We start from the raw sequence: 11,413 nt of genomic DNA, 5'->3' as shown, positions 1-11,413 counted from the left end.
GCCGGGCACCCTGCCGACACCACCAAGGCTTCCGCCAGGTGAGGCGCGGGAGTGCCCCAAGTCCAGGCCGGGTCACACCGGCCGCAGCCCCACCTTCACCCCCGCCTCCTCCAGTTCCAGTACCCACACCTCGTTGGGGCCCGCGCGCAGGACGGGGCCCGGGAGGTAGAGGTCGAGTTGGGGGCCGGTCCAGCAGTAGCGGCCGAGGCAGAAGCCGTTGACCCAGGCGAAGCCGCGGGTCCAGCCGGGGAGTTCGAGGCGGGCGTCGCCGGGGGTGGGGAGGTCGATGGTGGTGCGGTAGAGGCCGGGGGCGCCGGGCTGCGGTGGGCGGAAGGGGAGGGGGGTCACGCTGGGCGGGGTGAAGGAGGCGAGGCGCAGGCCCCGGGCCCGGGCGCCGTGGAGGTACTGGCGTTCGTGGAGGACGCCGCCCGTGAGGCCCTTGGGCTCGCCGGTGCGGGGGCCGTAGCCGACCCGGCCCAGGGACTCCACCCACAGCTCCACCTCCGCCGGGCCCGGGACCGGGTCGGGGAGGGTGTCGTGGTCCTCGCTGAGGACGCCCGCGCGGAGGCCGTCGACATGGACGACCGCGCGGTCCCGCAAACCAGGGGCGCGCAGCGGGAGGGGCGCGCGCGGCCCCGGGATGTTCAGCCGGTAGCGGACCAGGCCCCGGTCGACGCCCAGATCCTCGAAGGTGGGCGGCACGGGGGACTCGGTCTCGTCGTCGCCCAGAGCCTCCAGCACAGCGGTGAGGGGGGTCCAGTCGGGCAGCGAGACGTCCAGCGGCCCGGGGAGTACGGCGGGCGCCGGGGGTACGTCGGGGAGGGGGCCGTCCGCATAGGCGGCCAGCACCTCCCGGAACGCCCAGTACTTCTTCGTGGGACGGCCCGCCTCGTCGACGGGCGCGTCGTAGTCGTAGGACGTGATGGTCGGCTCCAGCACCCCGTCGTGCAGCGGGCCCGCCCGGTTCGCCCCCGCCCACCCGGCGAAGTTCGTGCCGCCGTGCGCCATATAGATGTTCACCGACGCGCCCAGCTCCAGAATCTCCCGCAGCGTCTGCGCCGCGTCCGCCGGGTCGCGTACGACCGGGTCCTCGCCCCAGTGCGCGAACCAGCCGCACCAGAACTCCATGCACATCAGCGGCCCGTCCGGCCGGTGGCGGCGCAGCGCCGCGAAGGCGTCCCGGGCGTCCGAGCCGAAGTTGACCGTCGCCAGGACGCCCGGCACCGAGCCGCCGGTGAGCATATGGTCCTCGGGGCCGTCCGAGGTGAACAGCGGCACGGTCACCCCAAGGCGCCGCAGCATGTCCACCACCCGCAGCGGATAGCCGGCGTCGCTGCCGTAACTGCCGTACTCGTTCTCCGCCTGCACCATGATCACCGGGCCGCCCCGGTCCGACTGCCGCGCCACCACCTGCGGCAGCAGCTCGGTGAACCAGCGCTCGACGTACCCCAGATAGCCGGAGTCCGCCGTGCGCGCCCGCCGTCCCACCCGCCCGGTCAGCCAGTGCGGCAGCCCGCCGTTCTCCCACTCGGCGCAGATGTACGGGCCCGGCCGCACGATCGCCCACAGCCCGGCCGCCTCCGCCGCGTCCAGAAAGCGCCCGAGGGCCGGAACGTCGCTGTACTCACCGGGCGCGGGCTCGTGCAGATTCCAGGGGACGTACGTCTCGACACAGTTGAGGCCCATCGCGCGCAGCATCGCCAGCCGGTGGCCCCACTGCTCCTCGTGCACCCGGAAGTAGTGCAGGGCACCCGACAGCAGTCGCACGGGCCGCCCGTCCACCAGAAAGTCCCTGTCGCCCACGCTGAATTCGGCCATGTGACCACCCTTGTGCTCTGGCGGCGGGCGGGTCCATGGACAAAGATCGGCACTGTTTGGACACCTCGGTCGGACACCTCGGCGCCAGACCGCTCCACGGACGGTGGCTCCCCGGCACCAACAGCTCCCCGGCACCAACAGCTCCACAGCTTCCCGGCACCAACAGCTCCACAGCTCCACGGACGGAGAAGGGTCAGCGGCGGATGTACCACACCTGGATGCGCTACTTCACCCCCAGCGCCCTCCACCACCGCCTCGGCCTGGTCTGCCTCGGCGTCGGACTCCAGCACGGGGCGCTGCCCAGCGTCGGCCCCCGCACGCTGGACCACCATGTCGCCGTCGTGATCAGCGCGGGCAGCGGCTGGTACCGCGACCCCGAGGGGCGGCGCACCGACATCACCGCGCCCGCCCTGATCTGGATCACCCCCGGCGTACCGCATCACTACGGCGCGGGACCCGGCGGCTGGGACGAGAGCTTTGTCGACTTCTCGGGGTCCGCGACCGACACCTACGCCGAACTGGGCTATATCGAGCCGGACCGGCCCGTCGTCCCGCTCGCCGACGCCGCCGGGCCCCGTACCGCCATCGGCCGGATCGTGCGGGCGGCCCGCCGGGGCAATCCGCTGCTGGAGGTCGAGACCGGTGCGGCCGTCCATGAGCTGCTGGTCGCCCTGCGCCGGGCCCGCGCCGACACCGACCCCGCCGGGGATCCGGTGCTCACCGCGCTCGCCCGGGACGCCTTCCGGCCGCTGTCGGTGGCCGAGCACGCGGCCCGGCACGGTATGACCCCCGCCGAGCTGCGCACCGCCGTGCGCCGGGGCGCGGGATGCAGCCCGAAGGACTATCTGCTGAACATCCGGCTCGGCCGCGCCAAGGAACTCCTCGCGGGCACCGAACTGCCCGTCGCCGCCGTCGCCCGCCGTGTCGGCTACGAGGACCCGGCGTACTTCTCCCGGCTCTTCACGCGCCGTGTCGGCACCGCTCCCGTCCGCTTCCGCGAACAGCAGGGGCGCACCGTCCCCGGCGGCTGGAGCGACCGCGTCCCAGACCCTGAACACCCCCCGATGATCACCACGGTGTCCACGTAAGCTCGCTGACCATGACCACCAGGGACATCGACGCGAGCGTACGGGCAGAGCTGGACCGGCTGCGGGGCAGCATCGACAACATCGACGCCGCCGTCGTCCATATGCTCGCCGAGCGCTTCAAGTGCACCCAGCAGGTCGGACGGCTCAAGGCACTGCACCGGCTTCCGCCCGCCGACCCGGAGCGCGAGTCCCGGCAGATCGAGCGGCTGCGCCAGCTCGCCGGGAACGCGAAGCTCGACCCGGCGTTCGCCGAGAAGCTGCTCAATTTCATCATCGCCGAGGTGATCCGGCACCACGAGACCATCGCCGCCAACCCGGACGCGGCCGACCATCTCCCGTACGACTGACGCCGCCCTCACCAGGGGAGAACGGCGTACATCACCGGCTGACACCGGGCCCGTCCCGTCCGGGCCGGGCCGGGCCGGGTACAGGGACACAGCACTGGACCGCACCGGACAACACCGGACAATCGCGATGAACTGCCCGGCCTGCGCGGTGGCATCATCCTCGCCGACCGAATTGCCCTTTTCGTCCATGGTTGGCCCATCCGCCGGCGTCCCTCGGGGGCGACCGCGGCCGGTGCGCTCACAGCGCAACGGACACCCCGTGTGCAGAGCGGCCCCCATCAGGCAGCATGGCCTTCATGTCCGTACTCACGCGCGACGAAGCGCAGACCCGAGCCCTGCTCCTCGACGTCCACCGGTACACGATCGACCTCGATCTGACCACGGGGGCCGACACCCCTCCCGAGCCGTCCGGGACAGGAGAAGAGATCTTTGGCTCCCGAACAGTCATACACTTCACCGCTCGTGCTGACGGGGACACATTCTTCGAGGTCAAACCTGCCGCGCTGCGCTCCATCACGCTGGACGGACAGCCGCTCGACCCCGCCGACCTCGTGGAGAACCGGTTTCCGCTCACCGGGCTGAGCGCGGGCGAGCACGAACTGCGGGTCGAGGCGCGGATGCGCTACTCGCACACCGGTGAGGGCATGCACCGGTTCACCGACCCGACGGACGGTGAGACCTATGTCTATACCCAGTTGTTCATGGAGGACGTCCAGCGCGTCTTCGCGGCCTTCGACCAGCCCGATCTGAAAGCCGTGTTCGAGGTGTCCGTCACCGCCCCCGACGGCTGGACCGTCCTCGGCAACGGTGTCGCCACCGACCGCGGCGACGGCACCTGGACCTGCGCCCCCACCCCACCGCTGGCGACCTATCTCATCGCCGTCGCCGCCGGGCCCTGGCACTCGGTGCGCACCGAGCACGCGGGGCTGCCCTTCGGTATCCACTGCCGGCGCTCGCTCGGGGAGTTCCTGGACGCCGACGCCGACGAACTCTTCGAGATCACCCGCCAGTGCTACGACCGCTACCACGAGAAGTTCGAGGAGCCGTACCCCTTCGACTCCTACGATCAGGCATTCGTCCCCGAGTTCAACGCGGGCGCGATGGAGAACCCCGGTCTGGTCACCTTCCGTGACGAGTTCGTCTACCGGTCCGCCGTCACCGACACCGAGCGGCAGACCCGCGCCATGGTCATCGCCCATGAGATGGCGCATATGTGGTTCGGCGACCTCGTCACCCTCAAGTGGTGGGACGACATCTGGCTGAACGAGTCCTTCGCCGAGTACATGGGCTACCAGATCCTCACCGAGGCCACCCGCTTCACCGACACCTGGGTGGACTTCGCCGTCAACCGCAAGGGCTGGGGCTACGACGCCGACCAGCGCCCCTCCACCCACCCCGTCGCCCCCGCCCCGGACGCGGTGCCCGACACCGCGTCCGCGATGCTCAACTTCGACGGCATCTCCTACGCCAAGGGCGCGTCCGCGCTGCGCCAGCTGGTGACCTGGCTGGGCGAGAAGGACTTCCTCGCCGGGATCAACATCCACTTCGCCCGGCACCGGTTCGGCAACGCCACCCTCGCCGACTTCATCGACTCCCTCGGGCAGGCCACCGACCGCGATGTGCACGCCTGGGCGGAGTCCTGGCTGCGGACGACCGGCGTCGACACCCTCACCCCATCGGTCACCGAGGCCAACGGCACCTGGTCGCTCACCGTCGCCCAGGACGGCAGCCGCCCGCACCGGATCGCCGTCGCGGCGTACGACGCCGACCCCGTCGACCCGAACCGGGTCGTCCCGCGCGGACGCTTCGAGCTGGATGTCCCGCACACCGAGCCCGACGGCCCCCACCCCGGCCGCCGCCCCGCCCTCGTCGTCCTCAACGACAACGACACCACCTACGCCAAGATCCGCCTCGACCCCGGCTCCTGGGACACCGCCGTCGATGTGCTGTCCTGCGTCCCCGACCCGCTGACCCGCGCCGTCGTCTGGAACGCGGCCCGCGACATGGTCCGTGACGGTGACCTCGCCCCGGCCGCGTATCTGGCCGCCGCGAGCGCGCATCTGCCACGCGAGTCGGACCTCGCCATCGTCCAGGGCGTGCTGGTCTTCGCCGCCACCCAGATCGCCGACCGCTTCTCGCCCGCCGATGAGCGGCCCGCCGCACTCGCCGCGGTCCGTGAGATCTGCCGCGCCCTCCTGCGCCGTACGGAGGACGGCAGTGACGCGGGTCTGCGCCTCATCGCCGTACGCCACTTCATCACCGCCGCCGCCCAGCCCGAGACCATCCAGGAATGGCTGGCCGACGGCAGTGTGACCGGCGGCCCCGAACTCGACCCCGAACTGCGCTGGCGCATCCTCCACCGCCTGGCCGTCCTCGGCGCGACCGACGAGACCGCGATCGCCGCGGAACTCGCCCTCGACCCCAGCGCCACCGGCCAGGAGGGCGCGGCCCGCTGCCGCGCCGCCCTCCCCACCCCCGGGGCCAAGGCCGCCGCCTGGGAACTGCTCTTCACTTCCGACACCCTGTCCAACTACCTGTTCACCGCCACCGCCCAGGGCTTCTGGCAGCCCGAACAGGCCGATCTCGTACGGGAGTACATCCCCGGCTACTTCTCCGCCGCCGTCGCCCTCGCCGCCCGCCGGGGCCCCGCGATCGCCGAGGCGGCCGGGCGCTACGCCTTCCCCCACCACGCGGTCGACGCGGAGACCCTCGCACTCGGCGAGACCTGTCTCCACGACTCCGACATGATCCCGGCCCTCCGCCGCAAACTCGCCGACCAACTGGACGACCTGCGCCGCGCCTTGTCGGTCCGCACCGCCTGACCCCCCGGGGGCTCCGCCCCCGGGCCCCGCGCCTCGATCTCCCCCCGAGCTTCGCCTGGGAGGCGCCCCCAGGCGGGGCTGATTCTGCCGACCCGGCGGGACGCCGCTACGCGGGACGCCGCAGCACCGTCAGGCTCCGCCCCGCCAGCCGGACCCGGTCCCCGGCCGTCACCTGTTCGCCGCCGCCCGGCGGGACGCCCTGCGCGCGGGCCGTGTCCACGACGATCTGCCACTGCCGGCCGTGGCTCACCGGCACCGCGAAGTCCAGCTCGCGCGCGCCCGCGTTGAACATCAGCAGGAACGAGTCGTCGGAGATCCGCTCGCCCCGTGGCCCCGGCTCCGAGATCGCGTGCCCGTTCAGGAACACCGTCAGCGCTTTCGCGTGGGCGGCGTCCCAGTCCCACTGGGTCATCTCCTTGCCCTGAGGGGTGAACCAGGCGATATCGGTCAGCTCGTCATGGGTTCCCTCCACCGGACGGCCGTGGAAGAAGCGACGGCGCCGGAAGACCGGATGGTCGCGCCGCAGCCACACCATCGCCCGGGTGAACTCCAGCAGCGACCCCTCGCCGGCGGAACCCGGTTCGGGCCACTTCACCCAGGAGACCTCGTTGTCCTGGCAGTACGCGTTGTTGTTGCCGCCCTGCGTACGGCCGAACTCGTCGCCGTGGCTGAGCATCGGCACCCCCTGGGACAGCATCAGCGTGGCGATGAAATTGCGCATCTGCCGCTGGCGCAGCGCCAGGATCTCCGGGTCGTCGCTCTCGCCCTCGGCCCCGCAGTTCCACGATCTGTTGTGGCTCTCGCCGTCGCGGTTGCCCTCGCCGTTGGCCTCGTTGTGCTTGTCCTCGTAGGACACCAGATCGTGCAGGGTGAACCCGTCGTGGCAGGTGGTGAAGTTGATGGAGGCCAGCGGCCGGCGTCCGTCGAGCTGGTAGAGATCGGACGACCCGGTCAGCCGGGAGGCGAACTCCGCGAGCGTCCTCGGCTCACCCCGCCACAGATCCCGTACGGTGTCGCGGTACTTGCCGTTCCACTCGGTCCACAGCGGGGGGAAGTTCCCCACCTGATAGCCGCCCTCGCCCACGTCCCACGGCTCGGCGATCAGCTTCACCTGGCTCACCACCGGGTCCTGCTGCACCAGATCGAAGAACGACGAGAGCCGGTCCACCTCGTGGAACTGCCGGGCCAGGGTCGCCGCCAGATCGAAGCGGAAGCCGTCGACATGCATCTCGGTCACCCAGTACCGCAGCGAGTCCATGATCAGCTGAAGCACATGGGGGCTGCGCATCAGCAGTGAGTTCCCGGTGCCCGTCGTGTCCGTGTAGTGGCGGCGGTCATCGGAGAGCCGGTAGTACGAGGCGTTGTCCAGCCCCCGGAAGGAGAGCGTGGGGCCCAGATGGTTGCCCTCGGCGGTGTGGTTGTAGACGACATCGAGGATGACCTCGATCCCCGCCCGGTGCAGCGCCCGTACCGCGTGCTTGAACTCCAGCACCTGTTCGCCGCGCTCCCCCCAGGAGGCGTAGGCGTTGTGCGGGGCGAAGAAGCCGATGGTGTTGTAGCCCCAGTAGTTACTGAGGCCCGCGTCCACCAGCCGGTGGTCATGGACGAACTGATGCACCGGCATCAGTTCGAGCGTGGTGACGCCCAGCTCGGCCAGATGTGAGATCACCGCCGGATGCGCCAGGGCGGCATAGGTCCCGCGCAGCTCCCGGGGCAGCTCCGGATGGAGCATCGTCAGCCCCTTCACATGGGCCTCGTAGATCACCGTACGGTGGTAGTCGGTGCGCGGCGGCCGGTCGTCGCCCCAGTCGAAGTACGGATTGACCACGACCGACGACATGGTGTGCGGGCCCGAGTCGAGATCGTTGCGGGAGTCCGGGCGGCCGAAGTGATAGCCGTACACCGGCTCACCCCAGTCGATGGCGCCGCTCATCGCGCGGGCGTAGGGGTCGAGGAGCAGCTTGGCGGAGTTGCACCGCTGCCCGCGCTCCGGCGCGTAGGGGCCGTCGACCCGGAATCCGTACCGCTGACCCGGCATCACCCCCGGCAGATAGGCGTGCCGGACGAACGCGTCGGCCTCGCGCAGCTCCACCGCCGTCTGTGAGCCGTCGTCGTGCAGCAGGCACAGCTGGATCCGCCGAGCGGCCTCGGAGTACACCGCGAAATTGGTACCGGCGCCGTCGAACGTGGCGCCGAGGGGATACGCCTGACCCGGCCAGACCTGCATGGATGAACTCGTCCCCTTCCGCGCCGGATGGTCGGGTACACCTGGCCCGGACCCTGTCGAACGTATCGCGGCCCCGCCCCCGGACGGCCGAGGACGAGGCGGTCGACACCGGATTCCTCACGTGTCAACATCGGGTTCCGCCATTCGCCCGCAGGCGGTACCCGGGCGGTGCCTGGGGCGTATCGATATGAATCCACTCACTCCGGCAGATCTCGCCAGTCGGAACGACCCGGGCTTTCAAGGGAGTTGGCAAGGGACCCCGGCGATCCGGCTGCACCGCGTCCCGCATGCGGAGTAGTCTTCCTTGATCGTTGGGTGGGGGACGGGAAGGCGGTGCGTGGGTGAGCTCTGGAGGGCTGGAGCTGCCCCCCGGTGACACGGGTCACGAGGGGCCCTCCGCCGACGTCCCGCCAGGTGCCGTCTCGGTCGCCAGACCGCTGGAGATCGGTGCGGAACTGGGCTGGGACGCGGACGCCTGGAGCGAGGTCCGTACCCGGGCACAACGGGCTGGACGCGCCTATATCTGGCTGAACCTGGTCGAACAGCGGCTGCGCGCGGTGGTGGCCGCGGTGCTGCGGCCCATCTACGAGCCGGTGCACAGCGACGACTGGGTGGTTGCCGCCGCCGGTCCGGCCGGGCAGGAATGGGTGCAGCGGGCCGTGGCCGTACGGGAGGTCTCGCGCCGCAAGGGGTATCTGCTGGATCCCGCCGACGACAATGTGCTCTCCTTTCTCACCCTGCCCCAGCTCCGTGAGCTGATGGTCCAGCACTGGCCCTGCTTCGAGCCCTATTTCGACGACCGGCGCGATGTGGAGCTGGCCCTGGACGAGCTGGAGGTCGCCCGCAATGTCGTCTCCCGCAACCGCGCGCTGAACGAAGCGGTCCTCGCCCAGGCCGAGCGCGCCTCCTCCCGGCTGCTTGAGATACTCGGCGGCGGCTCCGACCCGAGATCCACCGAGCGCTTCCCGGTCGACGCGGTGGAGGATCTCGTCGGCGACCGTTACGCGGACGTGGTCTCCGTCCACCCCGACCGGGTGCGCCTGCAGCGCCAGCTCCCGGCCGAGGACCTCTTCGGCGGCGCCCGCCGCGTCGACGCCATCGGCATAGGTCTCAATCTGCTCGTCCAGAACTTCTCCGGCCGCCGGCTGATCCGGCTCGCCGAGTCCGGCTGCCGGGTCCGGCTGGTCTTCCTCAACCCGGCGAGCAGCGCGGTCAAGCGGCGGGAGCGGGAGCTGGGGATCCGCAAGGGGGAGCTGAGCCGCACCGTGGAGATGAACATCCTCCATATGCGCCGGGTGCGCTCCCGGCTGCGGGACCCCGGCGCCTTCGAGATCCATGTGTTCGACGAGACCCCCCGGTTCACCGCCTATCTGGTCGACGGCGACGGGCCGGACGGCCTCGCCGTCGTGCAGACCTATCTGCGGACGGCGCGCGGCATGGAGGCGCCCGTGCTGGTCCTGAGGGGTGGCGGGCGCTCCGTCGTCCGCTCGGGCGACGAGGGGGAGCACGGCCTGTTCCAGACGTACCGCGAGGAGTTCGAGTCGGTGTGGGCGGACTCCCGGCCCGTCTCCTGAATTGTCAGTGGTGCGTGCGAGGGTGAATACACAGCGGGGGAGAGCACCGCAGAGGGAGGGGGCCACCATGGCTTGGTACGGGGAACCACTGATCGGCTTCGACCTGGAGACGACGGGGACCGATCCGCTGGAGGCGCGGATCGTGACGGCGGCGGTGGTCCGGGTGGGCATTGACCGACCGGCCGGTCCGGGCGGACCTGCCGGGCCTGCCGGTCAGGGCCGTCCGGGCGGTCCGGGCGGGCCTGCCGCTCCGGTGGACGGGCGCGTATGGCTCGCGGATCCGGGGGTCCGCATCCCGGCCCAGGCGTCCGCGATCCATGGCATCAGCAGCGAGCGCGCGAGCGCGGAGGGGCGCCCCGCGCGGGAGGTCGCCGACGAGGTCGCCCAGGCCCTGAGCGCCCACTGGTCGGCGGGCGTCCCCGTCGTGGCGTACAACGCGGCGTTCGATCTGACGCTGCTGACGGCGGAGCTGCGGCGGTACGGACTGCCGTCGCTCGGCGACCGGCTGGACGGCCGGCCCATCGGCCCGGTGATCGATCCGTACACCATAGACCGGGCGGTCGACCGCTTCCGCAAGGGCAAGCGCAACCTCGAAGCGGTCTGCGCGGAGTACGGCATCGCGCTGACCAGCGCCCATGACGCCACCTCGGACGCCGTCGCGGCGGTGCGGGTGGCCCGTGCGCTGGCGGGGCGGCATCCATCGGTGGGGGCGCTGTCTGCGGGCGAGCTGCATGAGCGTCAGATCCGCTGGTACGCCGAGTGGGCGAAGGACTTCCAGGCGTTCCTGCGCCGCAAGGGGAACCCGGACGCGGTGGTGGAAGCGTCCTGGCCCCTGAAGGACCCGGTCCTGGCAGCGGGCTGAACGCCCGCGCGGACGGGCGGTGCGGGAGCCGTACGGGCGGGTGCGGTGTCGCCCTGGGGGCGTTGCGAGAGTCCGTGGGCCCGGTGTGCCGTCCGGGCCCGGGGCACCCGAGGCCGCCCTGGGGCCTCTCGTGACGAAAGACGCTAGTCCTTCAGCGCCAGAGTGATGTTCAGGTTCCGGATCACGACCCGCTGGACGGGCGGGCCGATGGGGAATTCGCCCTTGACCTCGGTGTCGGTGACGACGTCCGTGGTCGTCCCGGTCGGCGGCTGCTCGGCGATCTGCACGACCAGTTCGGCCGGGTCGGGGTTGATGCCCGGATTGCCGGCTTCCAGCCGGAGCTGATAGCCGGGCAGGGGGCACTTGAGCGTGCCCTCGATGGTGACCTTGCGTCGCTCTCCGCTGTGCGTGCTCACCGTGGCGGTGAAGTCCTCGGCATAGCCTGTGCACAGCAGCGATGTCTCTGTGGTGCTCATGGATTCCGGCTTTCCGGCCCTCGGGGCCCGCGCCCGGTCCTCGGCCTGCGCGGCGGCGGGTCTCGCCGGGAGATCCCGCCCATGCCGTACTCAACAGTTCCCGATCGCCTCGATGGGCTCGGGCGCCACTCAGGGCTCGTCCGACAGTGGGTCCTTCTCAGTATGCGCCGGTGCCCGATGGCCCACCACTCCGCGCGCG

Annotated in this window: 8 protein-coding genes; 5 read left to right on the top strand and 3 right to left on the bottom strand. The window is 71.2% G+C overall.

Annotated features, from left to right (window positions below; genetic code table 11):
* Window positions 1-72 precede the first annotated feature (72 nt).
* On the bottom strand, window positions 73-1,818 hold the full coding sequence (locus tag ACWF94_RS20395; RefSeq protein WP_453490001.1) for a beta-galactosidase: 1,746 nt from the start codon (window positions 1,816-1,818) through the stop codon (window positions 73-75).
* A gap of 203 nt (window positions 1,819-2,021) precedes the next feature.
* On the opposite strand from ACWF94_RS20395, the gene ACWF94_RS20390 reads away from it, so the two are divergent.
* The 3 genes from ACWF94_RS20390 to pepN all read left to right on the top strand — a co-directional run bounded on the left by ACWF94_RS20390 (window position 2,022) and on the right by pepN (window position 6,075).
* Window positions 2,022-2,906 carry a helix-turn-helix domain-containing protein gene (locus tag ACWF94_RS20390; RefSeq protein ID WP_453489998.1) on the top strand — a complete coding sequence of 295 codons (885 nt, stop codon included), beginning with the start codon at window positions 2,022-2,024 and terminating at the stop codon, window positions 2,904-2,906.
* An 11-nt stretch (window positions 2,907-2,917) separates the two neighbouring features.
* The gene (locus ACWF94_RS20385) at window positions 2,918-3,253 is read left to right on the top strand and encodes a chorismate mutase (protein ID WP_453489995.1); all 336 of its coding nucleotides are present in this window, start codon (window positions 2,918-2,920) and stop codon (window positions 3,251-3,253) included.
* Window positions 3,254-3,549: 296 nt separating this feature from the next.
* The gene (gene pepN, locus ACWF94_RS20380) at window positions 3,550-6,075 is read left to right on the top strand and encodes an aminopeptidase N (RefSeq protein ID WP_453489992.1); all 2,526 of its coding nucleotides are present in this window, start codon (window positions 3,550-3,552) and stop codon (window positions 6,073-6,075) included.
* Window positions 6,076-6,181: 106 nt separating this feature from the next.
* On the opposite strand, the gene glgX is transcribed toward pepN, so the two are convergent.
* Window positions 6,182-8,302 (bottom strand): glycogen debranching protein GlgX, encoded by a 2,121-nt coding sequence (glgX, locus tag ACWF94_RS20375; protein ID WP_453489989.1) that lies wholly within the window; start codon window positions 8,300-8,302, stop codon window positions 6,182-6,184.
* Window positions 8,303-8,643: 341 nt separating this feature from the next.
* Here glgX and ACWF94_RS20370 point away from each other — a divergent pair, with 341 nt between their 5' ends.
* Window positions 8,644-9,876, top strand: a complete 1,233-nt coding sequence (locus ACWF94_RS20370) for an SAV2148 family HEPN domain-containing protein (RefSeq protein WP_453489986.1) — start codon at window positions 8,644-8,646, stop codon at window positions 9,874-9,876.
* Window positions 9,877-9,943: 67 nt separating this feature from the next.
* Window positions 9,944-10,738: an exonuclease domain-containing protein gene (locus ACWF94_RS20365; protein WP_453489983.1), complete on the top strand. Its 795-nt coding sequence runs from the start codon at window positions 9,944-9,946 to the stop codon at window positions 10,736-10,738.
* Between the two features lie 143 nt (window positions 10,739-10,881).
* On the opposite strand, the gene ACWF94_RS20360 is transcribed toward ACWF94_RS20365, so the two are convergent.
* On the bottom strand, window positions 10,882-11,214 hold the full coding sequence (locus ACWF94_RS20360; protein WP_453489980.1) for a hypothetical protein: 333 nt from the start codon (window positions 11,212-11,214) through the stop codon (window positions 10,882-10,884).
* Window positions 11,215-11,413: the final 199 nt, after the last annotated feature.

Source organism: Streptomyces sp. NPDC055078 (assembly GCF_053607985.1).
Note: the sequence above shows the minus strand (reverse complement) of the source record. Positions and strands in the feature narration are given on the sequence as shown.

Excerpts from the sequence above, each read along its gene's own strand:
- ACWF94_RS20395 (WP_453490001.1), bottom strand. The coding sequence starts at position 1,818 with ATGGCCGAATTCAGCGTGGGCGACAGGGACTTTCTGGTGGACGGGCGG.
- ACWF94_RS20390 (WP_453489998.1), top strand. The coding sequence starts at position 2,022 with ATGTACCACACCTGGATGCGCTACTTCACCCCCAGCGCCCTCCACCAC.
- ACWF94_RS20385 (WP_453489995.1), top strand. The coding sequence starts at position 2,918 with ATGACCACCAGGGACATCGACGCGAGCGTACGGGCAGAGCTGGACCGG.
- pepN (WP_453489992.1), top strand. The coding sequence starts at position 3,550 with ATGTCCGTACTCACGCGCGACGAAGCGCAGACCCGAGCCCTGCTCCTC.
- glgX (WP_453489989.1), bottom strand. The coding sequence starts at position 8,302 with ATGCAGGTCTGGCCGGGTCAGGCGTATCCCCTCGGCGCCACGTTCGAC.
- ACWF94_RS20365 (WP_453489983.1), top strand. The coding sequence starts at position 9,944 with ATGGCTTGGTACGGGGAACCACTGATCGGCTTCGACCTGGAGACGACG.
- ACWF94_RS20360 (WP_453489980.1), bottom strand. The coding sequence starts at position 11,214 with ATGAGCACCACAGAGACATCGCTGCTGTGCACAGGCTATGCCGAGGAC.